General features: G+C 70.8%; 18 protein-coding genes. 10 read left to right on the forward strand and 8 right to left on the reverse strand.

Going from position 1 to position 22,169, the window contains the following annotated elements; all coding sequences use genetic code 11:
• Positions 1 to 8: 8 nt before the first annotated feature.
• From L3Q67_RS20015 to L3Q67_RS20025, 3 genes are all read right to left on the reverse strand, one after another.
• Positions 9 to 818, reverse strand: a complete 810-nt coding sequence (locus tag L3Q67_RS20015) for an ABC transporter ATP-binding protein (RefSeq protein ID WP_499190924.1) — start codon at positions 816 to 818, stop codon at positions 9 to 11.
• A 14-nt stretch (positions 819 to 832) separates the two neighbouring features.
• A complete protein-coding gene (locus tag L3Q67_RS20020; protein WP_499190925.1) occupies positions 833 to 2,800 on the reverse strand; it encodes an SDR family oxidoreductase in 1,968 nt (655 codons plus the stop codon).
• Between the two features lie 84 nt (positions 2,801 to 2,884).
• On the reverse strand, positions 2,885 to 3,088 hold the full coding sequence (locus L3Q67_RS20025) for a hypothetical protein (RefSeq protein ID WP_499191591.1): 204 nt from the start codon (positions 3,086 to 3,088) through the stop codon (positions 2,885 to 2,887).
• A gap of 147 nt (positions 3,089 to 3,235) precedes the next feature.
• Between L3Q67_RS20025 and L3Q67_RS20030 the strand changes: the two genes are divergently transcribed.
• Positions 3,236 to 4,450: an NAD(P)/FAD-dependent oxidoreductase gene (locus tag L3Q67_RS20030; protein ID WP_499190926.1), complete on the forward strand. Its 1,215-nt coding sequence runs from the start codon at positions 3,236 to 3,238 to the stop codon at positions 4,448 to 4,450.
• Here the strand turns inward: L3Q67_RS20030 and L3Q67_RS20035 are convergent.
• Positions 4,447 to 5,142 (reverse strand): TetR/AcrR family transcriptional regulator, encoded by a 696-nt coding sequence (locus L3Q67_RS20035; RefSeq protein WP_499190927.1) that lies wholly within the window; start codon positions 5,140 to 5,142, stop codon positions 4,447 to 4,449. The two genes, L3Q67_RS20030 and L3Q67_RS20035, sit on opposite strands and share 4 nt — an antisense overlap.
• 74 nt (positions 5,143 to 5,216) lie before the next feature.
• Here L3Q67_RS20035 and L3Q67_RS20040 point away from each other — a divergent pair, with 74 nt between their 5' ends.
• Positions 5,217 to 5,870: an NAD(P)-dependent oxidoreductase gene (locus tag L3Q67_RS20040; protein WP_499190928.1), complete on the forward strand. Its 654-nt coding sequence runs from the start codon at positions 5,217 to 5,219 to the stop codon at positions 5,868 to 5,870.
• Here the strand turns inward: L3Q67_RS20040 and L3Q67_RS20045 are convergent.
• Complete coding sequence (locus tag L3Q67_RS20045) at positions 5,848 to 7,071, reverse strand: multidrug effflux MFS transporter (RefSeq protein ID WP_499190929.1); 1,224 nt, start codon at positions 7,069 to 7,071, stop codon at positions 5,848 to 5,850. The genes L3Q67_RS20040 and L3Q67_RS20045 overlap by 23 nt on opposite strands.
• A gap of 130 nt (positions 7,072 to 7,201) precedes the next feature.
• On the opposite strand from L3Q67_RS20045, the gene L3Q67_RS20050 reads away from it, so the two are divergent.
• The 3 genes from L3Q67_RS20050 to L3Q67_RS20060 all read left to right on the forward strand — a co-directional run bounded on the left by L3Q67_RS20050 (position 7,202) and on the right by L3Q67_RS20060 (position 9,956).
• Positions 7,202 to 7,534, forward strand: coding sequence for a hypothetical protein (locus L3Q67_RS20050; RefSeq protein WP_499190930.1), 333 nt, complete (start codon positions 7,202 to 7,204; stop codon positions 7,532 to 7,534).
• A gap of 83 nt (positions 7,535 to 7,617) precedes the next feature.
• Positions 7,618 to 8,799 carry a cation:proton antiporter gene (locus L3Q67_RS20055; RefSeq protein ID WP_499190931.1) on the forward strand — a complete coding sequence of 394 codons (1,182 nt, stop codon included), beginning with the start codon at positions 7,618 to 7,620 and terminating at the stop codon, positions 8,797 to 8,799.
• Positions 8,796 to 9,956: a lactate 2-monooxygenase gene (locus tag L3Q67_RS20060; RefSeq protein ID WP_499190932.1), complete on the forward strand. Its 1,161-nt coding sequence runs from the start codon at positions 8,796 to 8,798 to the stop codon at positions 9,954 to 9,956. The genes L3Q67_RS20055 and L3Q67_RS20060 overlap by 4 nt, the downstream gene beginning before the upstream one ends.
• Here the strand turns inward: L3Q67_RS20060 and L3Q67_RS20065 are convergent.
• Entirely contained in the window at positions 9,903 to 10,559 is a 657-nt protein-coding gene (locus tag L3Q67_RS20065; protein ID WP_499190933.1) for a hypothetical protein, read from the reverse strand. The genes L3Q67_RS20060 and L3Q67_RS20065 overlap by 54 nt on opposite strands.
• Positions 10,560 to 10,704: 145 nt before the next feature.
• Between L3Q67_RS20065 and hrpA the strand changes: the two genes are divergently transcribed.
• Positions 10,705 to 14,553: an ATP-dependent RNA helicase gene (hrpA, locus tag L3Q67_RS20070; RefSeq protein ID WP_499191592.1), complete on the forward strand. Its 3,849-nt coding sequence runs from the start codon at positions 10,705 to 10,707 to the stop codon at positions 14,551 to 14,553.
• A 311-nt stretch (positions 14,554 to 14,864) separates the two neighbouring features.
• On the opposite strand, the gene L3Q67_RS20075 is transcribed toward hrpA, so the two are convergent.
• Positions 14,865 to 16,556: a bifunctional 3'-5' exonuclease/DNA polymerase gene (locus tag L3Q67_RS20075; protein ID WP_499190934.1), complete on the reverse strand. Its 1,692-nt coding sequence runs from the start codon at positions 16,554 to 16,556 to the stop codon at positions 14,865 to 14,867.
• A 132-nt stretch (positions 16,557 to 16,688) separates the two neighbouring features.
• On the opposite strand from L3Q67_RS20075, the gene L3Q67_RS20080 reads away from it, so the two are divergent.
• Positions 16,689 to 18,311 (forward strand): acyl-CoA synthetase, encoded by a 1,623-nt coding sequence (locus L3Q67_RS20080; RefSeq protein ID WP_499190935.1) that lies wholly within the window; start codon positions 16,689 to 16,691, stop codon positions 18,309 to 18,311.
• A 25-nt stretch (positions 18,312 to 18,336) separates the two neighbouring features.
• Here the strand turns inward: L3Q67_RS20080 and L3Q67_RS20085 are convergent, their stop codons facing one another.
• Positions 18,337 to 19,227 (reverse strand): hypothetical protein, encoded by an 891-nt coding sequence (locus L3Q67_RS20085; protein ID WP_499190936.1) that lies wholly within the window; start codon positions 19,225 to 19,227, stop codon positions 18,337 to 18,339.
• A gap of 230 nt (positions 19,228 to 19,457) precedes the next feature.
• On the opposite strand from L3Q67_RS20085, the gene L3Q67_RS20090 reads away from it, so the two are divergent.
• The 3 genes from L3Q67_RS20090 (at position 19,458) to L3Q67_RS20100 (ending at position 22,160) form a co-directional block, all read left to right on the forward strand.
• A complete protein-coding gene (locus L3Q67_RS20090; RefSeq protein WP_499190937.1) occupies positions 19,458 to 20,669 on the forward strand; it encodes a S8 family peptidase in 1,212 nt (403 codons plus the stop codon).
• 76 nt (positions 20,670 to 20,745) lie between these two features.
• Positions 20,746 to 21,498, forward strand: coding sequence for an SDR family oxidoreductase (locus L3Q67_RS20095; RefSeq protein WP_499190938.1), 753 nt, complete (start codon positions 20,746 to 20,748; stop codon positions 21,496 to 21,498).
• Positions 21,498 to 22,160 (forward strand): histidine phosphatase family protein, encoded by a 663-nt coding sequence (locus tag L3Q67_RS20100; protein WP_499190939.1) that lies wholly within the window; start codon positions 21,498 to 21,500, stop codon positions 22,158 to 22,160. Before L3Q67_RS20095 ends, L3Q67_RS20100 begins: the two co-directional genes overlap by 1 nt.
• The last annotated feature ends 9 nt before the right edge of the window (positions 22,161 to 22,169 follow it).

The following is a 22,169-nucleotide window of genomic DNA, read 5'->3' on the forward strand; positions in this document are numbered from 1 at the left end:
CAACCTACTCAGCCCCGGCGGGTGGCCTTCGGGATCACCAGCGGCGTGCCGGTCTCCGGGCACGGCATCACCGAGCACGGCAGCGCGAAGATCTCCTCCACGTTCGTGGCGGTGACCACCTCGTCCGGCGTGCCGGAGGCGACGACGCGGCCGTCGCGCAGGGCGATCATGTGCGTGGCGTAGCGGGCCGCGTGGTTCAGGTCGTGCAGCACCGCGACCAGCGTGCGGCCCTGCTTGGCGTGCAGGTCCGCGCACAGGTCGAGGATGTCCATCTGGTGCGCGATGTCCAGGAAGGTGGTCGGCTCGTCCAGCAGCAGCAGATCGGTCTGCTGCGCCAGCGCCATCGCCAGCCACACGCGCTGGCGCTGCCCGCCGGACAGTTCGTCGACCAGGCGCTCGGCCAGCCCGTCGACCCCGGTGGCGGCCATCGCCTCGGCGACCACCGTGGCGTCGTCCTTCGACCACTGCCGCAGCAGCTTCTGGTGCGGGTACCGGCCGCGCGCGACCAGGTCGGCCACGGTAATGCCGTCCGGTGCGATCGAACTCTGCGGCAGCAGCCCGAGCGTGCGCGCGACGGACTTGGCGGGCAGCGAGGTGATCGCCTGCCCGTCCAGGTACACCGAACCCTTGCGCGGCTTCATCATCCGGGACAGCGCGCGCAGCAGCGTGGTCTTGCCGCAGGCGTTCGGCCCGACGATCACGGTGAACGAGTTGTCCGGGATCTCGACCGCGAGGTCCTCGGCCACGGTCCGGCCGTCGTAGGCCAGGGTCAGCGCGTCGGAACGCAGCCGGTTCGATGCGGCGATCGTCGAGGTCACTAGGTTAGGCTAGCCTACCGGCCGGAACTCCGGCGCCAAGCCAAGCGGGTGAGTGCCCCGGCCACGGCGGCCAGTGGCGGGCGCTGCCCGGCACCCCGGGCTTCCGGCGCCGATTCGGGCACCACGCGGTAGACCAGGTGCGCGGCGAAACGGGCCAGCCGGGGAACCGTGCGCGTGGCCAGTTCCGCCGCCGTGCCTTCCGGCCGGTTCAGGATCACCGGCCGCCGCTCCAGCGCCTCGACCACCAGTTTCGCCGCGCTTTCCGGACTGGCCGCGGGCAGCGTGCGGTACAGGCCGGTCGGCGCGATCATGTCCGTGCGGACCAGCGGCATGCGCACCGAGGTGAAGGTGATGCCGTCCGACAGCGTCTCGCGCCCGGCCGCCAGGCCGAACTCCTCCAGCGCCGCCTTCGACGCCAGGTACGCGGAGAACCGCGGGGTGTCGGTCTGCAGGCCCTGCGTGGTCACGTTCACCACGTGCCCGAACCCGCGGGCCGCCATCGACGGCAGCAGCCCGAGGATCAACCGCACCGGGCCGAAGTAGTTGATCGCCATGGTGCGTTCGAAGTCGTGGAAGCGCTCGGTGGACAGCAGCACCGACCGCCGGATCGACCGGCCGGCGTTGTTCACCAGCAGGTCGACCCCGCCGTGGTCGGCGAGCACCTCCTTGACCAGCGCGTCGACCGCGTCGCCGTCGGTCAGGTCGCAGGGGTGGCAGGCGGCTTCGCCACCGGCGGCCACGATCTCGTCGCGCACGCGTGCGAGTTCGTCACCGCGGCGGGCGACCAGCAGCACCTTGGCGCCGCGCTCGGCGATGGCCAGCGCGGACGCCTTCCCGATGCCGGAGGAGGCGCCGGTGATCAGCACCGTCCGGCCGCGCAGCCGCTCGCCGCGCCGCGCGCGATCCGGGTCGAGGTTGGCCAGCCAGTAGTCGTAGAGCGGCTTCGCGTATTCGTGCAACGTGGGCAGTTCGATGCCGCTGCCCGCCAGCGCGGCGGTGGTCGCCGTGGTGTCGAACCGGACCGCCATGCTCAGGTGCGGCAGCACCTCCATCGGGATGCCGAGTTCTTCGAGCACCGCCCGGCGCGCGGACCGGCCGCCGGGCAGCCGGTCGATCCCGGTCGCGGCGAGGTGACCGGCGGAGCGCAGCAGGCCGGCGCCCGGCACGTGCAGCGCGACGCGCGGCCCGCCGGCCGCCCGCGCGAAGGCGTTGTACACCTCGGTCAGCGACTGCGGCCGCGGTGAGGCCAGGTGGAAGGTGCTGCCCGAGGGCAGTTCGAGGTGCATCAGGTGGTCCATCGCGGCGACCACGTAGTCGACCGGCACCAGGTTGGTGACGCCCAGGTGCGGCCCGGCCAGCGGCAGCCGCCGGGGGAGCGCGGCCAGCCGGGAGATGGCCGGGAGGAAGTAGTACGGCCCGTCGATCTTGTCCATCTCGCCGGTGCGCGAGTCGCCGACGACCGCGGACGGCCGGTAGACGGTGTGCGAAAGCCCGCTTTCGCGGACCAGCTTCTCCGCCTCGAACTTCGTCGCGTGATAGGGCGATTCGAAGCCCTGACCGAGGTCGAAATCGGCCTCGGTGAACAGGCCCGCGTGGTTGCCGGCGACGGCGATCGAGGAGACGTGGTGCATCCGCGCGCCGGTGGCGCGGGCGAAGTCCAGCGTGTGCCGCGTGCCGTCGACGTTGGCGTCGCGGTTCGCTTGCTCTGTCGCGGTGAAGTCGTAGATCGCGCCGAGGTGCACCACGTGGTCGATGCGGCCGAGCGCCTCGGGATCGACGCCGAGGCCGGGCTCGGTCAGGTCACCGGTGACCGGCACGAGCCGGTCGGCGTGGGGCCAGCGCCGCGCCAGCGCGGCGAATCGGGCCCGCGAGGTCTCCCGCACGAGCGCGTACACGGTTTCCGTGCCGGGCCTCGCCAGCAAGCGCCCGACCAGGCGCTTACCCAGGAATCCGGTGGCCCCGGTGACGAAGTAGCTGGTCATTCCCGGGACTCTACCTACTCGTGAGTAAGTTCAGCTACCCCGCCCGCCTGCCCGCCACCACCCTCAACGGAGCTTCGCGCTGCTCTAATCGTAGTCGCCACCCGTCTGCGCGACGGTCACCACAGCGTCCCGCAGGGCCGCCCGCAACCGCCCGACGTCCAGCGGGCCGAGCACCGCCGCCTCGCCCGGCGGCGCCACCAGCACTACCTTGTCGCTGCTCACGAACACCGTCAGATCGCGCTTCCGGCCCGCCAGGTCGCGGCAGCTCACCGACCATTCATCGCGCATGGCCACGGCCGGTCCTCCTTTTCCCCGATTTCGCATCGCACTCGCCTCCTGGGGCTGGGACGGGAGCCATTCGGAGCCGTGACGCGGATAACCCGAAAGAACTACCGTCGGGTAGCGAGCACGAGCCGAGCCGCAAAGGAGCGCGCGATGGCCGAACCCCAGCGAATCGTGATCATCGGCGGCGGACTGGCCGGGGCGGGTGCCGCCGCGGCGCTGCGCGAGCGCGGCTACCGCGGTGAGGTGCTGCTGTTCGGCGCGGACGCGCACCGGCCGTACGAACTGCCCGCGTTGTCGAAGGGCCTGCTGATCGGGGACGCGGAGGAGCCGGACTGGGTCCGCGACCAGAACTTCTACACCGAGCACGACATCACCCTGCGGCTCGGCACCCGGGTCACCCGCGTCGAACTGGGCGGGCGGCTGGTGCTGGACGCCAGTGGTGGCGAGCATCCCTACGACCGGTTGCTGTTGGCCACCGGCTCGAAACCGCGCTCGCTGCCGGTCCGGGGCGCGGACCTGGCAGGCATCCACACCCTGCGCACCCTCGACGACGCCCTCGCGCTGCGGGCCGCGTTCGCCAAGGCCGGCCGGGTGGTGATCGTCGGCTCGGGCTGGATCGGCTCGGAGGCAGCCGCGGCCGCACGCAAGCACGGCGCCGAAGTGACCGTGGTCGGCATGGAGTCGACGCCGCTGGAAAGCGTGCTCGGTGCCGAGGTGGGCGCGGTGTTCCGCGACCTGCACGCCGAACAGGGGGTGCACTGGCGGCTGGGCACGTCGGTCGCGGACTTCGTCGGCGAGGACGGCGCGGTCACCGGCGTGCGGTTGACCGACGGCTCCATGCTGGAGGCGGACGTGGTGCTGATCGCGGTCGGCGCCGCCCCGGAAGCCGGCCTCGCCCAGGCGGCGGGCCTGGAACTGGCCGAAGACGGCGGCGTCTGCGTGGACGCCCTGCTGCGCACGGCCTCGCCGGACGTCTACGCCGCCGGGGACATCGCCTCCCAATTCCACCCGAAATACGAGCGGCGCCTCCGAATCGAACACTGGGCGAACGCGAAGAACCAGGGCGAACACGCCGCCGGCAACATGCTGGGCGACCACGAGTCGTACCGACGAGCCCCGTACTTCTTCAGCGACCAGTACGACCTGGGCTGCGAGTACCGGGGTCTCACCGATCTCGGGACCGATCGGCTCGTCGTGTCCGGCAGCCTTGCCGAGCGTGAGTTCGTGGCGTGTTGGATGCGGGAGAACAGCGTCACCGCGGCGTTGAACGTCAACGTCTGGGAACACGGCGACGCGCTCAAACACCTCGTGGACACCGGCGCCACGGTCACCGACGAACAGGTGCGCCGCGGCGAGTTCGGTTAGAGGCCGAGCGAAGCGAGCAGGTCGAGCATTTCGGCGCGGAACAGCTTCGCCGGGTCCGAGGTTTGCGAGCGCAGGTGCCCGTACGTCTCCAAGGCCACCAGCCCGTGCATACGACCCCACATCCGCAGCGCGAGCGCGAGCGCGGCCGGTGGCAGATCCGGGTAGCCGGACCGGAAGACGGCGACCAGGCCTTCGTCGAAATCACTCCAGGCGTGGCCGGTCTTCGCCGGCTTCGCCGAGGCCGTCGGCCACGCGTCGCCGGCGAGGGAGCTCAGGCCGGCACACGCGCGGTGCGCGGCTTCGGCGGCCGGGCCGCCCGGCGGTGGCTGGTACCCCGGCACCGGATCGCCGTAGATCAGGCGGAAGCCCTGCGGGTTCGCCAGCGCCCATTCGCGGAAGGTCTCGGCCCACGCCAGGATCCGTCCGGCCGGGCCCTCCGCCTGGTCGCGGGCGGCGTACACGGCATCGACCAGTTCGGTGTACAGCTCCTGGATCAGCGTGGTGATCAGGTCGTCCCTGGTCCGGTAGTAGCCGTAGATCGCCCCGGCGGTCATGCCCATTTCCCGCGCGATCGCCCGCAGCGAGATCGCGTCCGGCCCGCCGTCGGCCATCAGCCGCAGCGCGATGGTCTTGATCTCGCGGGCGGTCTCCGCCCGGAGGCGTTCCCGCCTGCTGGGGGTCGCGGTGTCCACCCTTGACACTCTACAGCGTTCCATTACTGTCGCTCGTGTAGAAACTACACGGCGTTCAGAAAGTGAACAGCGATATGAGAATCGGCATCTTCGGCGCCACCGGCGTCATCGGGCAGCGGATCCTCGCCGAGGCGGACCGACGCGGCCACCAGGTCACGGCCTTCAGCCGGAATCCCGCGGCGGACCCGCGCCACCGGCGAGCGGACGTCCTCGACCCCGGCGACGCCATCGACGGCTTGGACGTGGTGGTCAACGCGATCAATTCGGGCAGCGACCCCGAGGCGGCCATCGCGAACGCCCGGCTCTTCCCGGCCGCGGCGACCGCGCTGCTGAAAGCACTCGAGCGGCGGCCCGCCACGCGGCTGGTGGTCGTCGGCGGAGCCGGCAGCCTGGAGGTCAGCCCCGGCCTGCAACTGGTCGACGCCGACGGCTTCGCCGAGAGTCTGCCCGCGCAACTCGGCATGCCCGCCGAATACGTGGAAGTGGTGCTCGCCCACCGGGAGGCGCTCAACCGCTACCGGCTCTCGAACCGCCAGTGGACCTACCTCAGCCCGTCATCGGGACTGATCCGGCCGGGGGAGCGCACCGGGCGCTACCGGCTCGGCGGTGACCAACTGCTCGACGTCACCGCCGACATCTCCGCGGAGGACCTGGCGGTGGCGGTGCTCGACGAGATCGAGCTGCCGCGTCACCTCCAGCGCCGGTTCACCGTCGGTTCGGCAGCGTGAGGAAGGCGACCAGTGCGGCGACCGTGAAGCCGGTCATCACCACCGCCATCGGCACGGCGGAGCCCTGACCGCCGAGGCCGACCAGCGGGGTGGCGAGCCCGCCGACCATGAACTGCAGCACGCCGAGCAGCGCCGACGCCGAACCGGCGGTGCGCGGGTGCTCGGCCATCGCCAGCGAGGTCGCGTTCGGCATGATCAGGCCGATGCTGGACACCAGCAGGAACAGCGGCGGCAGCAGGAACGCCAGCGGCAGGTGCAGCGAGGTCGCCAGCAGCACGCCCAGCGCGCCGAGGGTGGCCAGGACGAGGCCGGTGCGCAGCAATGCGCGCTCGCTGAACCGGCCGACGATCCGGCCGTTGACCTGGCCCAGCGCCACGATGCCGATGCCGTTCAGGCCGAACACCAGGCTGTACTGCTGCGGGCTCAGCGCGTAGACGTCCTGCAGCGCGAACGAGGAACCGGCGATGTAGGCGAACACCGCGCCGAACAGCAGGCCGGACGCGAGGGCGTAGCCGACGAAGTTCCGGTCGCGCAGCAGGCTGCCGTAGGTCCGCATGACCGGCTTGAACTTCGCCGGGCGCCGGTGCTCCACCGCCAGCGGTTCGGGCAGCGCGATCGCGGCGACGATCAGCAGGAGCGCGCCGAACACGGTCAGCACCACGAAGACGCCGCGCCACGAGGTGAAGTTGAGGACCTGGCCGCCGACGATCGGCGCCAGGATCGGTGCGAGGCCGTTGACCAGCATCAGCATCGAGAAGAACCGCGTCATCGCGATACCGGAGAACAGGTCGCGCACGGTCGCCCTGGCGATCACGATGCCCGCCGCCGCGCCGATCGCCTGGAGCGTGCGCGAGGCGATCAGCAGCTCCGCGGTCGGGCTGAGCGCGCAGAGCACCGACGCCATCACGTAGATCGCCAGCCCGGCGATGAGCGGTTTGCGGCGGCCGACCGCGTCGGACAGCGGGCCGATCACGATCTGCCCGATCGCCAGCCCGACGATGAACGAGCTGAGCGTCAGCTGCAGCATCGCGTCCGAGGTGCGCAGCTCGCTGGTCATCACCGGCAGCGCGGGCAGGTACATGTCGATCGACAGCGGGCCGAACGCGGACAGCCCGCCGAGGATGAGCACGTACCGCGTGAGGCTCCGCTGTTTGCTCGGGCGCACGCCCTCGACCGCCTGGACCTGTTCGGTAGTACTCATCACGCTCCCCGCTCGTCGAACACACCTTCCCCCGTGAACTTGCATAGCGCCACTAAATATTCCGGGCTGTGAGGCACCGCACTGAGCCGGGAGACCGGTACGCTTGTAGTGCATCCGACCGAAGGGAAGCATGGGCCGAAGCGACGCGTTCCGCACGCGCCACCGGTCCATCCTCGTCCTGTCGCTGCTGGTCCTGCAGTTGTGGATCGCCGCGGCGCCCACCGGGACACCGGTCGTGCACGAGCCCCACCACGTCGGCTCGCTCGCCGCGGAACCCCTGCCGGAACCACTCACCACCCGGACCGCGCCCGCGCCGACAATCACCCAGATAGCCGTGCTGCCACCGGAAGCCACGGCCGCGCCGGCCCTGGTCGAGCACCGCACCGAGCACGTCGCGCCGCCGCACGCCGATCCCGGCCACCCCGGTGATCCGGCGGGCGCCCGCGCCCCACCTGTGCGCTAGCAGGTTCCCCTCTCGAAACCGCACCCGTCGCCGGAAACCCCGGCGACGTGGTGCTCCCTGCTGCGCACCAAAGGAGTTCCCTCATGGCCACCGGTCATGCCCTGCTCGCCGTCGGCGGTGCCTTCCTCGCCGCCGGTGTGCTCGCCCGCCTCGGCGCCCGGATCGGGCTGCCCACCATCCCGCTGTTCATGCTGGCCGGTTTCCTCTTCGGCCCCAACACCCCCGGTCTGTCCCTTGTGGACGATCCAGGCGAGCTCAGTGTGCTCGCCGGGCTCGGGCTGGTGTTCCTGCTGTTCTACCTCGGCCTGGAGTTCTCGCTCGACGACCTGCTGGCCGGCGGCCGGAAACTGGTCGGCGCCGGGATCGGCTACCTGGTGCTCAACATCGGCGGCGGGCTCGCCTTCGGCTTCGCGCTCGGCTGGGGCACCAGGGAAGCGCTGGTGATCGCCGGGGCGATCGGCATCTCGTCCTCGGCCATCGTCACCAAACTGCTGCTGGAAACCCGCCGGATGAACAACCCGGAATCCCGGCTGACCATGGGCATCATCGTGATCGAGGACATCTTCCTCGCGCTCTACCTCGCCCTTTTGCAGCCGGTTCTCAGCGGCGCCGACGACTTCCTCGCCGCGCTCGCCGACTTCGGCAAGGCCTTCGCCTTCCTGCTCGTGCTCGCCGCCCTCGCGCGCTGGGGCGGGCGCGTGATCTCGAAGCTCTTCGGCTCCGCGGACGACGAACTGCTCACCGTCTGCTTCGTCGGCGTCGCCGTGCTGGGTGCCGCGCTGGCCGAGGAGGTCGGCGTGTCCGACGCGATCGGCGCGTTCATGGTCGGCATGATGCTCGGGGGGTCGAAGGTGGCCCCGCGCATCCACAAGCTGGTCCTGCCGCTGCGGGACGCGTTCGGCGCGTTGTTCTTCTTCATCTTCGGCCTCAGCATCGACCCCGGCGCGGTCGGCACGGTGGTGGTCCCGGTGCTCATCGCGGTCGCGCTGACCGTGGTGCTGAACCTGGCCGCCGGTGCCTTCGCCGCGAAGCTGCACTCCTTCGACCGGCAGCAGGGCGTCAACGTCGGCTTGACCGTGCTCACCCGCGGCGAGTTCTCCCTGGTGCTGGCCACCATGGCCACCGCGGCCGGGCTGGACGCCAGGGTCGCCCCGTTCATCGCCGGGTACGTGCTGCTGCTGGCGATCATCGGGCCGCTCGCGGTGATCCGCTCCGAATGGCTCACCCGTAGGCTGCTGCCAGCGAGGACGAGGAGGCAGCGATGACCCGGTTCGGCGGCTACCAGAACGAGATCTACCTGCAGGGGCTCGGTGGCGCGAAGCCGCTGTTCTCCACCGACCCGACCAAGCTGGAGGAGTCGGCGGCGAACCTGCTCGACCCCGGGCCCTACGCCTACGTCGCCGGGGGCGCGGGGTCCGCGGCGACCGTGCGCGCCAACCGCGAGGCGTTCGACCGCTGGCGCATCGTGCCGCGCATGCTGACCGGCGCCACCGACCGGAAGCTGTCGGTTTCGGTGCTGGGCACCGAACTGCCGGCGCCGGTGGCGCTGGCCCCGGTCGGCGTGCAGTCGATCGTGCACCCCGACGCGGAACTGGCCACCGCGCGGGCCGCCGCTTCGCTGGGCCTGCCGATGATCCTGTCCACCGCATCGTCCACTTCGATCGAGGAGGTGGCCGCGGCGAACGGGGCCGGGCCACGCTGGTTCCAGCTCTACTGGCCCGGTGATCCCGACGTCTGCGCCAGCATCCTGGCCAGGGCGAAGAAGGCCGGCTACTCGGTACTCGTGGTCACGCTGGACACCTGGACGCTGGCCTGGCGCCCGGCCGACCTCGACCAGGCCTACCTGCCCTTCCTCAACGGCGAGGGCATGGCGGTGCCGTTCTCCGACCCGGCCTTCCGCGCGCTGCTGGAGAAGACGCCGGAGGAGGACCCGCCCTCGGCCATCCTGCGCTGGATCTCCCTGGTCACCGGCAGCGACCGCACCTGGGAGCAGTTGACCTTCCTGCGTGAGCACTGGGACGGCCCGATCGTGCTCAAGGGCATCCAGCACGCCGACGACGCGCGCAAGGCGGTGGACGCGGGCATGGACGGCGTCGTGGTGTCCAACCACGGCGGCCGCCAGGTCGACGGCGCGATCGCTTCGCTGGACGCGCTGCCGGGCATCGCCGCCGCGGTCGGCGACCGGATCGACGTGCTGTTCGATTCGGGCGTGCGCACCGGCTCCGACGTGGTCAAGGCGCTGGCGCTGGGCGCGAAGGCGGTGCTGCTCGGCCGTCCGTACGTCTACGGCCTGGCGCACGCCGGCGAGGACGGCGTCCGGCACGTGCTGCGCGGGCTGCTCGCCGACTTCGACATGACCATGGGTTTGTCAGGCAACGCCGACGTCGCCGCGCTCAGCGCCGACGTGCTGGCGAGGGTCTAGCGGGCGCCGGGCACCCAGCCAGCCCGCCACGCACAGCACCACCCCCGCCGATATCGCCACCACACAGGCGATATCGGTGTGGTAGGTGGTGGCTGGCCACACCCCGGTCGGCAGGGCGACCAGGTACCAGTAGAGCGAGGAGACGGCCATGTCGCCGAGCACCACGCTGGTCACCACGCCCGCCGCACCGACCGCCGCCACCCCGCGGTAGAGCGCGCGGCTGCCCGCGCCGAACACCCGGAAGGCGCCGATCCCGGCCGCGGTGAAGCCGAGCATGGTGAGCAGGGAGTCGAGGATGAACCCGGGCCCCGAGTCGAGTTCCGGCGCGGGCTGGCGCTCGATCGCGCTCTGGTAGACCGAGGCCAGCGACGCCGCGTCCGCGTTCGCCGCGCTGGGCCCGGCCACTTCGGTGACCTCGGGCAATCCCTTGAGCCCCCAGCTCAGCTCGATCGCGCCCTCGATCTTCGAAGTGACCCCCGGGGCGTTCTGCCTGCTCAGCTCCGCGGTCACCCACGGGCCCGCAGAAGCGGTCGCGGCCAGCACCAATCCGGCCACCACGGCGATCAGGCCGGGCAGCCGGCGGGGAAGCGTTTCACCGGTCACGACGGACAAGAGTATTGCGTCCGGGGTGCCGTCGGTCACGCGACGCGGTAATTGAGCGGCCCCGGCGATCACGCAGCGGTATTCTCGACGCTGTATGTCTGCGAAATCCTCCCTCGATGGCCTCCGGTCCCGCCTGCCGGAATTGATGCCGCGCGACCGGTCCCGGCTGCGACGGCGGCTGGAGGGCGCCCGGAAGTCGCGGGACGCCGAGGCGGTCGCCGCCCGGATCGAGGCGGACATCGAGGCCGCCGAACGGCGCGTGGCGAACCGGCGGGCCGCCGTGCCCGCGGTCAAGTACCCGCCCGAGCTGCCGGTCAGCCAGCGCAAGGACGACATCGCCGCCGCCATCCGCGACCACCAGGTGGTGATCGTGGCGGGGGAGACCGGCTCGGGCAAGACCACGCAGCTGCCGAAGATCTGCCTGGAACTCGGCCGCGGCGTGCTCGGCCAGATCGGGCACACCCAGCCGCGGCGCCTCGCCGCGCGCACGGTGGCCGAGCGCATCGCCGACGAGCTGTCCTCCCAGGTCGGCGAAGCGGTCGGCTACAAGGTGCGGTTCACCGACCAGGGCGACGAGAACACACTGGTCAAGCTGATGACCGACGGCATCCTGCTGGCCGAGATCCAGGGCGACCGGATGCTCCGGCAGTACGACACGCTGATCATCGACGAGGCGCACGAGCGCAGCCTCAACATCGACTTCATCCTCGGCTACCTCAAGCAGCTGCTGCCGCGCCGTCCCGACCTCAAGGTGATCATCACCTCCGCGACCATCGACCCGGAGCGCTTCTCGCGGCACTTCGACGACGCGCCGATCGTCGAAGTCTCCGGCCGCACCTATCCCGTCGAGGTGCGGTACCGCCCGGTCCTCGACCCGGAGGATCCCGACGCCGACGCTGACCGCGACCAGATCTCCGCGATCTCCGACGCGGTCGCCGAACTGTCCGCCGAAGGACCCGGCGACATCCTGGTGTTCCTCTCCGGCGAGCGGGAGATCCGCGACACCGCCGACGCGCTGTCCAAACAGGATCTGCGCGGTTTGGAGATCCTGCCGCTCTACGCGCGGTTGTCCTCCGCCGAGCAGCACCGGGTGTTCCAGCGGCACACCGGGCGCCGGGTGGTCCTGGCCACCAACGTCGCCGAGACCTCGCTGACCGTGCCCGGCATCAAGTACGTGGTGGACCCGGGCACCGCGCGCATCTCCCGCTACAGCCACCGCACCAAGGTGCAGCGGCTGCCCATCGAGGCGGTCTCGCAGGCTTCGGCGAACCAGCGCAAGGGCCGCTGCGGCCGTACCTCGGACGGCATCTGCATCCGGCTGTACTCCGAGGACGACTTCCTCGCCCGGCCGGAGTTCACCGATCCGGAGATCCTGCGCACCAACCTCGCGTCGGTCATCCTGCAGATGACCTCGCTCGGCCTCGGTGACATCGCCGCCTTCCCGTTCGTCGAACCGCCGGACCGCCGCCAGGTCGCCGACGGGGTGAACCTGCTGCAGGAACTCGGCGCCTTCGACGCCTCGGCCAAGGAGATCAAGGACCGGCTCACCGACGTCGGCCGCAAGCTCGCCCAGCTGCCGGTGGACCCGCGACTGGGCCGCATGGTGCTGGAGGCGGAGAAGGCGGGCTGCGTGCGCGAGGTGCTGGTGATCGCCTCCGCGCTGTCCATCCAGGACCCGCGCGAGCGACCGGCGGACAAGCAGCAGGCGGCGGGGGAGAAGCACGCCCGGTTCACCGACAAGACCTCGGACTTCCTGGCGTACCTGAACCTGTGGCAGTACCTGCACGAGCAGCAGCGGGAGCTGTCCGGCAACCAGTTCCGCAAGCTGTGCAAGGCGGAGTTCCTGAACTACCTGCGCGTGCGGGAGTGGCAGGACGTGCACAGCCAGCTGCGGCGGCTGACCAAGCAGCTCGGCGTCATCCCGAACACCACCGACGCCGACCCGCAGCAGGTGCACACCGCGCTGATCTCCGGGCTGCTGTCGCACATCGGCCTCAAGGACCCGGCCAAGGGCGACTACCTGGGTGCCCGCGGCGCGCGGTTCTCGATCTTCCCGGGCTCGGCGTTGTTCAAGAAGCAGCCGCGCCTGGTGATGTCCGCCGAGCTGGTGGAGACCTCGCGCCTGTGGGGCCGGGTCAACGCGCGGATCGAGCCGGACTGGGTGGAGCCGCTGGCCGCGCACGTGGTCAAGCGCAGCTACTCCGAACCGCACTGGGAGCGCAAGCAGGGCGCGGTGATGGCGCTGGAGAAGGTCACGCTCTTCGGCGTGCCGCTGGTGGCCGACCGCCGGGTGAACTACGGGCGCATCGATCCCGAACTCTCCCGCGACCTGTTCATCCGCAACGCGCTGGTCGAGGGCGACTGGCAGACCAGCCACAAGTTCTTCCACGAGAACCGCGCGCTGCTGGCCGAGGTCGAGGACCTGGAGCACCGCGCTCGCCGCCGCGACATCCTGGTCGACGACCAGACCCTGTTCGAGTTCTACGACCAGCGGCTCGGCGCCGAAGTGGTCTCCGCCCGGCACTTCGACACCTGGTGGAAGAAGACCCGGCGCGAGCAGCCCGACCTGCTCAGCTTCGAGAAGTCGATGCTGATCAACGCCAAGGCCGGGGACGTCAGCGCGGCCGACTACCCGGACACCTGGACCACACCCGAAGGCATCTCGCTCAAGCTGACCTACCAGTTCGAGCCCGGTGCCGACGCCGACGGCGTGACCGCGCACATCCCGTTGCCGGTGCTGAACCAGGTCACCTCGGACGGGTTCGACTGGCAGGTGCCGGGGCTGCGCGAGGAACTGGTCACCGCGTTGATCAAGTCGCTGCCGAAGCCGATCCGCCGCAACTTCGTCCCCGCGCCGGACCACGCGAAGCTGGCGCTTTCCCGGGTGTCGCCCGCCGACGGCCCGCTGCTCGACGTGCTGGCCGACGAACTGGAGTCGTTGCGCGGGGTCTCGATCCCGCCGGAGTCGTGGCAGCTCGGCACCGTGCCCGAGCACCTGAAGGTCACCTTCCGCGTGGTCGACGGCAAGAAGAAGCTGGCCGAGGGCAAGGACCTCGAAGCCCTGCGGCAGCGGCTGACCGGTGAGCTGCGGGCGTCGATCTCGAAGGCCGCGGACAACGTGGAACGCGCCGGGCTCAGCTCACCCGCGTTCGGCGAGGTGCCGAAGGTGTTCGAGCGCAAGCAGCGCGGGCTCGAGGTCAAGGCGTACCCGGCGCTGGTGGACGAGGGCGAGACGGTCGCGGTCCGCATGCTCGAGACACCCGCCGAGCAGGCGCACTCGATGTGGCTGGGCACGCGGAAGCTGTTGCGGCTCAACGTGCCGTCGCCGATGAAGTTCATCAACCGGAACCTGGGCAACCAGGCGAAGCTGGTGCTCAACCGGAACCCGCACGGCAGCGTCGCGGCGTTGCTGGAGGACTGCGTCAACTGCGCGCTCGACGAGCTGATGGCCGCCGGCGGCGGGCCGACCTGGGACGAGGCCGGGTTCGCCGTGCTGCTGCAACGGGTGCGGACCGGGCTGAACGCGACGGTGGTGCGCGTGCTCGCCGACGTGGAGCAGGTGCTGCGGGCGGCGATCGACGTGGAGACGCGGCTGGCCGAGGTGCGCGGACCGGCGCTGGCGGAGTCGCTGGCCGACATCCGCTCGCAGCTCGACGGGCTGGTGTTCTCCGGGTTCGTCACGGCCACCGGCTCGGCGCGGCTGCCGGACCTGGTGCGTTACCTGCGGGCGATCGAGCGGCGGCTGGACAAGCTGCCCGGCGACCCGGCGCGTGACGTGGAGCGGCTGCGCGAGGTCCACTGGCTGCGGGACGAGTACCAGTCCCTGGTGAACGCGCAACCACGCGGTACGTCCTCGGCCGCGTTGCGGGACGTGCGCTGGATGATCGAGGAACTCCGGGTCAGCTTCTTCGCCCAGACGCTGCGCACCGCGTACCCGGTATCGGTGAAGCGGGTGCTGCGCGCGATGGACGACGCCGCCGTCCCCGCCAACTAGACAACCGCCCCTCCGCCAACGTCCCCACCCCCCAAGCCCCACGTTCAAACACCCGAACTCCACACTCAGGCAGCCGAACCCCACGTTCAGGCAGCCGAACCCCACGTTCAGACAGCCGAACCCCACGTTCGGGCAACCGAGGTCCGCGTTCGGGCTGTCGAGTTCGACATTCGCGGTAGCGCCCCAGTGTGGAACCCGGGTGCTCCAACGTGGAACTCGGCTGCGTGAGTGTGGGGTTCGGGTGCGCGAACGTGGGACTCGGGTGCCTGAACGTCGGGTTCGGGTGCGTGGGTGTGGGGTTCGGGGTGGGGTTATTTGGCGTCGGCGTAGGAGTCGACGGTGGCGATGTGGAGGGGGAAGCGGACGGGACAGGAGGGGCCGAATACGAGGGCGGAGGTTTCTTCGACGGCCGCGGTGATGCGGGCTTCTACTTCGGCGGCCAATCCGGCCGGGGCGTGCACGATGACCTCGTCGTGCTGGAAGAAGACCAGGTGCGCGGGGGCGGGCAGGCTCAGGCGCAGGGTCGCGATGAGCACCGCCGTCCAGTCCGCCGCGCTCGCTTGGACGACGAAGTTCCGCGTGAACCGGCCCCAGTCGCGGGCGGCGCGCAGGGCGCGGTCGTCCGCCGAACCGGAGGCATCGCCGGTGAGCGCGCGCCAGGCGGCGGACGGGGCAGGCGAGGTGCGCCCCAGCCGCGAGACCACGCGTTCCCCGCGTTCACCCGCCACGGCCGCATGCTCCACATAGGACACAGCAGCCGGGAAACGCTGGCGCAGCAGGGCCAGCAGCGGACCCGCCTCGCCCGAGGTGCCGCCGTACATGGCCGAGAGCATGGCGATCTTCGCGCGGCCCCGGTCGTCCAGGTCCTTGCTGCGCGGGCCCGGCACGGTCCGCCCACCGGCGAACATGGCTTCGGCCAGGCTGGTGTACAGGTCCGTCGCGCCGGAGACCTCGGCGAGCTGCCTGTCCCCGGACAACGCGGTGAGCACCCGCGGTTCGAGCTGCGCGGCATCGGCGACCACCAGTTTCCAGCCCGGATCCGCCCGCACGCACACCCGCAGCGTCTTCGGGATCTGCAGCGCCGCCCCGCCGCCGCTGGCCCACCGTCCGGACACCACGCCGCCGACCACCCAGATCGGCCGGAACCGGTGCCCGCGCACCCAGGTGTCCAGCCACGCCCACCCGGTGGCCGAATGCAACCGCGCCAGCTCCTTGTACTCCAGCAGCGGCGCCACCGCCGGGTGCTCGATCCGCCGCAGCACGTGCGCCCGCGCCGAAGGCACCTCGATGCCCGCGTGCGCGAACGCCTTCACCACGCCCGGCGGGTGGTCCGGGTTGACCGGCCGCCCGCCGAAGGCCGCGCTGATCTCCTCCGCCAGCTCGACCAGCCGCCGCGGCCGCTGCCCGGCCGGGACCCGCGGGCCGAGCAATTCGGTGAGCAGCTCGTCGTGCACGTCGGCACGCCACGGCAGCCCGTCGTAGGCCATCTCGGCGGCGGCCAGCCCGCTCGCGGACTCGGCCGCGGTGAGCAGCCGGAACCGCTCCGGGTGCGGGGTCGCGGCGATCCGGCGCTCCTGGGCGTCCAGCACCGCCTCCGCCGCATCGGTCGCCCGTGTGCCCGCGGGCAACCCGGACCCGCGCGGGTCGAACAGCGCCGCCTGCGCCGACTCGTGCGGCGGCGGGGGATCGGGCGGCGGCTCCAGCCCCCGCAGCCGCGCCCACGCCCCGGCCAGCGCCTTCGGCTCGCCCGACCGGCCCTCAGCCGCCAGCAGCAACCCCTCGACCAGCGACAGGTCGTGCCCCCGCGCGATCCGCACCCCGGCCCGCAGCAGCACCGGGTACACCTGGTCCGCCGCCGGGAACACCCAGCGCGGCCCCCGCTGCTCCTCCAGCTCGGCCACGCGCTTGGCCAGCTCGGCCGCGTCCACCTCGACCCCGTGCGCCGATCCGCGTTCACGCAGGGAGTACCGCTCCTCTCCTTCATCCGCCACGAACATGTGCACGCCCCAGATTGTGCGCCTCACCACCGACAGAAACCGGTCCTCTCGACAAGGACGCGGCGAGCCGAATACTGTCGAACTGCGCATACCGTCGGTATGGCAAATCTCGGCCGCTGCAGCAACGGAGGTGCCCGGATGAGATACCCGACCACTGTTTCCGAGCTGGTCACCAAGGTGACGGACACGGCGCGCAGCGTCGGGGTGCTCTGGCAGGCCGGGCTCGTCCCCTTCCCCAGACTCGACGAGGGCCTGCGGTCACTGGTCGCCGTGCGCAAGTTCGGCCCGTTCGCCGGGGCCAACCACATCTCGGCCCGCCGCGACCCTCAGGCCGTCGGCCTGGTCGACGAACTCGGGCCGCTCACCTTCAAGCAGCTCGACGACCGGTCGAACGCGCTCGCCAGGGCCTGGGCCGACCGCGGCATCGGCGTCGGCACCATGGTCGCCGCGCTGTGCCGCGACCACCGCGGCCTGGTACTCGCCACGCTCGCCACCGGCAAGCTCGGCGCCCGCCTGCTCCTGATGAACACCGGCTTCGCCAAACCGCAGCTGACCGACGTCGCCAAGCGCGAGCAGGTCAAGGCCCTGGTCTACGACGAGGAGTTCACCGAGCTGCTCGACGGCATCGAAGGTGATCGCTACCTGGCCTGGACCGAGCAGGGCAGCCGCCGCCAGGACGTGCCGGTGCTCGACGAGCTGATCGCCGGCACCGACGACCGCCCGCTGCCCACTCCGGCCAAGCCCGGCGGTTTCGTGCTGCTGACCAGCGGCACCACCGGCACGCCGAAGGGCGCGCCCCGGCCGAGCGTCTCCGGGCTCGACTCGGCGCAGCTGCTCGACCGCATCCCGCTGCGGGTGGGGGAGAGCACGTTCCTGGCCGCGCCGATGTTCCACGCCACCGGCCTCTCGCAGTCCATCCTCTCCTTCGCACTGGGCTCCAAGGTGGTGCTCCGCCGCAAGTTCGACCCGGAGGCCACGCTGCGCGGTGTCGCCGAGCACCGCTGCACCGCGCTGGTGGTGGTGCCGACCATGCTCCAGCGGATCGTCGACCTCGGCCCCGAGGTGATCGGCAAGTACGACACCTCGGCGCTGCGGATCATCTTCGTCGCCGGTTCGGCGCTCTCGCCGGACCTCGGCAACCGGGCGACCAAGCTGTTCGGGGACGTGGTGCACAACCTCTACGGCTCCACCGAGGTCGCCGTGGCCACCGTGGCCACCCCGGAGGACTGGCGGAAGGCGCCGGGCACGGTCGGCAGGGCGCCGGTCGGCTGCAAGGTGGTGCTCTACGACGAGCACGGCAAGCGGATCACCGAGCCGGGCGTGACCGGCCGCGTGTTCGTCGGCAGCGGGCTCAGTTTCACCGGGTACACCGACGGCAGGCACAAAGAACTCATCGACGGCCTGCTGTCCAGCGGTGATGTCGGGCATTTCGACGAAAACGGCCTGCTCTTCATCGACGGCCGCGATGACGAGATGATCGTCTCAGGTGGTGAGAACGTCTTCCCGATCGAAGTGGAAAACCTGCTCGTCGAACGCGAGGACGTGATTGAAGTCGCCGTCATCGGGGTAGCCGATGAGGAGTTCGGCCAGCGCCTGAAAGCGTTCGTGGTCCCCGCCGAGGGCGCCGACCTGGGCGAAGAGGAGATCCGGGCGTACGTGAAGGCGAATCTGGCGCGGTACAAGGTGCCGCGCGAGGTGGAGTTCCTGCCGGAGCTGCCGCGCAACGCGACCGGCAAAGTCCTTCGTTCAGAGCTGAAATAGGACCAAGATCACCTACTAAAGTAGGTCAGCTCCACTCGATCCCGAAGACGCCGGGACCGAAGTCGAGCGCGACCGCGTGCACCGCGTTCGCGTCGTCGATTTTCAGTTCCCGGCGGACTTCGGGTTCGTGGTTGCCGGGGCGGGTGTACTGCCAGCATTTCTCCGGCGTTTCCCCGTTCTCGAAACTCACTTCGAGCAGGTATTCGCGGACCGTCCGGTGGAATGCGCGGAACTGCGAATGCCGCCATTGGGGGTTCGGCGGTCCTTCGTTGACCATCGAGTACTCGATCAGCTGCGTCTCACCCCGGTCGATGGGCCGGTCGAACAGCAGTTCCGCGACGGTCAGCCCGTGCTCGGCGTCGACCTCCACCTGGCCGAGCCGGCAGTTGCGCAGGGCGGTCAGTTCGGGGGCCTCCGGCCGGCCATGGTCGTACACCAGCAGCCACCGGTCCTGCCCGTCCGCGATGGCCTGGAAGACCGCCCGCGCGGTGACCACCCGCGGACCGCCCTCTTCTGTCACCGCACAGTGATCGTGCAGTCCGACGAGCTTGAGCGACTGCTGCTTTTCCAGCGCGTGGGGCGCCCCGATACGCGCCAGCATGGGCTTGAGCACGGTCTGTGCCGGACTGGGCGCGGAGCGCTCCCGGCGCGACGACGCACCCCGCGGCCGGGGCGGCGGGAGCAGGCCCAGCAGGGCCCCGCTGGTCAGTTCCAGCACTTCCTCCAGCACCCGCACCGCGGAAATGGAACTGGCCCGTTCCGGCTGCCGTTTCCCGGACTGCCAGTAACTGAGCGCGGTGACGCTGACCGAAACCCCGCGGGACTGCAATCGGGCCTGAATGCGGTCGAGGCTCAGCCCGCTGGTGGAAATGGCCCCGCGCAGCGCGGTGGCGAACCCGCTCGGCTCCCCGTTCATCCGATTCCCGCCCCCCAGACTCCGGCTACTCGTGGGTAACGATAGGGACAACATTAGCAGTGATCTGTAACGACTTCGGTTGGTAGCTATGTGCTAAACTCTACGCCAAACGGAGTAAGCACGTTGGGGTGAACGGCCCAGTACTGGTAACTGTGAATCATTGCCGGGGTCTCTGCCGCCGGGATTGCATGGCTGCCACGCAACCAGGTCGGGAACGAGAAAGGCAGCTCATGGCGAACTCTCGGAAGCTTTGGCGCGGTACCACGGCGGGTGTCGCGGCCGCGGGCATCACGGCGGCGGTCGCCGCCTTCACCGCGGGCCCCGTGCAGGCGGCTGAAGGCCAGATCCTCGGCGCGAACGACGCCAACGCCGTCGCGGACAGCTACATCGTCGTGCTCAAGGACGTCGTCGCCGCGCAGGGCGAGGTCAAGGCGGCGGTCAGCACCCAGGCGCAGACCCTGGCCTCCCAGTACGGCGCCGAAGTCAGCCGCACCTACAGCTCCGCGCTGGAGGGCTTCTCGGTCAAGGCCACCGAGGCCGAGGCCAAGCAGCTCGCGGCCGACCCGAAGGTCGCCTTCGTGTCGCAGAACAAGACGGTGCACGCCAGCGAGACCCAGCAGAACCCGCCGTCGTGGGGCCTGGACCGGGTCGACCAGAAGGACCTGCCGCTGGACCAGGCCTACAACTACGACACCACCGCGGACAACGTCACCGCGTACGTGGTCGACACCGGCGTGCTCGCCGACCACCCGACCTTCGAGGGCCGCGTGTCCGGCGGGGCCGACCTGATCGACAACGACGACGACCCGGCCGACGGCAACGGGCACGGCACGCACGTGGCCGGCACCATCGGCGGCAAGGAGTACGGCCTGGCCAAGGGCGTCAAGATCGTCCCGGTCCGGGTGCTCGACGACAACGGCAGCGGCACCACCGAGCAGGTCGTCGGCGGTATCGACTGGGTGGCCGAGAACGCCAGCGGCCCGTCGGTGGCGAACATGAGCCTCGGCGGCGGCCCGGACGAGGCGCTCGACGCCGCGGTCCAGGGCGCCATCGGCAAGGGCGTGACCTTCGCGGTGGCGGCGGGCAACGACTCGTCCGACGCCAGTGGCTACTCGCCCGCCCGCGTCGAGGAAGCCATCACCGTGGCCTCCAGCGACGACCAGGACGCGCAGTCGAGCTTCTCCAACTTCGGTTCGGTCGTCGACATCTACGCCCCGGGCACCGGCATCACCTCGGCCTGGAACGACGGCGCCGAGAACACCATCAGCGGCACCTCGATGGCCACCCCGCACGTGGTGGGCGCGGCGGCGCTGTACCTGGCGGCGAACACCTCGGCCACCCCGGCCCAGGTCGCCGAGGCGCTGACCGGCGCGGCCACCCCGGACAAGATCACCAACCCGGGTTCGGGCACCCCGAACAAGCTGCTCTACACCGGCAAGTGAGCTCGACCTGCGGCAACTGACCGGGGCCCGGCGTTCGCGCCGGGCCCCGCTTGTTACTTGCTAGTACGGTAGGCGGATGACCGTGCGGAAGAAGATCGTGATCACCGGCGCCAGCTCCGGCCTCGGCGAGGGCATGGCCAGGCAGTTCGCCGCTCGCGGACGCGACCTCGCGCTGTGCGCGCGCCGGACCGACCGGCTGGACGCGCTGGCCGCCGAGCTGCGGTCCGCCCACGGGGTGACCGTGCTCACCAGCGCGCTCGACGTCAACGACCACGACCGGGTGTTCGCGGTGTTCAAGGAGTTCCGTGAGGAGTTCGGCACCGTCGACCGGATCATCGTCAACGCCGGGCTCGGCAAGGGCCAGCCCATCGGCACCGGCCGGTTCGACGCCAACAAGCAGACGCTGGAGACGAACTTCGTCGCCGCGCTCGCGCAGGCCGAAGCGGCCATGGAGATCTTCCGCGACCAGCGCGCCGGGCACCTGGTCTTCGTGTCCTCGTTCAGTGCCCTGCGCGGCCTGCCGAAGAACCTGACCGCCTACGCTTCGTCCAAGGCCGGGCTGTCCGCGCTGGCCGACGGCATCCGGGCGGAGGTGGCAGGCAAGCCGATCAAGGTGACCACGCTGCTGCCCGGCTACATCGAGTCGGAGATGAGCGCGCGCTCGGAACGGCGCAACCCGCTGGAGACCGGGGCCGAAGCGGGCGCGCGGGCCATGGTCAAGGCCATCGAACGCGAACCGGCGAAAGCCTTCGTACCGACGTTCCCGTGGCTGCCGCTGAGCGTGATCATGCGGTTCGCGCCGCTGTCGGTGCTGCGGAAGTTCGCCTGATGGGCGCCATCTACCTGATCCGGCACGGCCAGGCGTCCTTCGGCGCGGAGGACTACGACCGGCTGTCCGAGCGCGGCATCCGGCAGTCCGAAGTGGTCGGCGAGGAACTCGCGCGACGTGGCGTGACGTTCGCGCAGGCACGCTGCGGTTCGCTCTCGCGGCAGCGGGCGACGGCGGCGAGCGCGCTCCAGGTGCTCGGCGGGCCGCCGGAGATCGGCGAGGACCCGCGGTGGAACGAGTACGACCACGTCGACATCGCCAAGCACCACGGTGGCGGCATCTCGCAGGACAGCGCCGACCCGCGCGCGTTCCAGGCGGCACTGGACCAGGCGCTGGTCGACTGGGTGCTGGCCGGGCACGACAGCCCGTGCGCCGAGACCTGGCCCGCGTTCTTCGACCGGGTCTCCGGTGCGCTGGCCGAACTGGCCGGTGCGCTGGGCAAGGGGCAGGATGGCGTGGTGTTCACCTCGGGCGGGGTGATCGCGGTGCTGTGCGGTGCGCTGACCGGGACTCCCGAAGCGGGGCTCGTCAAGTTCAACCGGGTGACGGTCAACGGCGGCATCACCAAGCTCGTCTCCGGACGTGGTGGGGTGAGCCTGCTTTCGTTCAACGAGCACGCCCATTTCTCGGGGGAAGCCGAAGTTCTGCTCACCTACCGCTGAGGAGTTCGC

The sequence above is a fragment of the Saccharothrix sp. AJ9571 genome, from assembly GCF_021725495.1.
GTDB lineage: Bacteria > Actinomycetota > Actinomycetes > Mycobacteriales > Pseudonocardiaceae > Amycolatopsis > Amycolatopsis magusensis.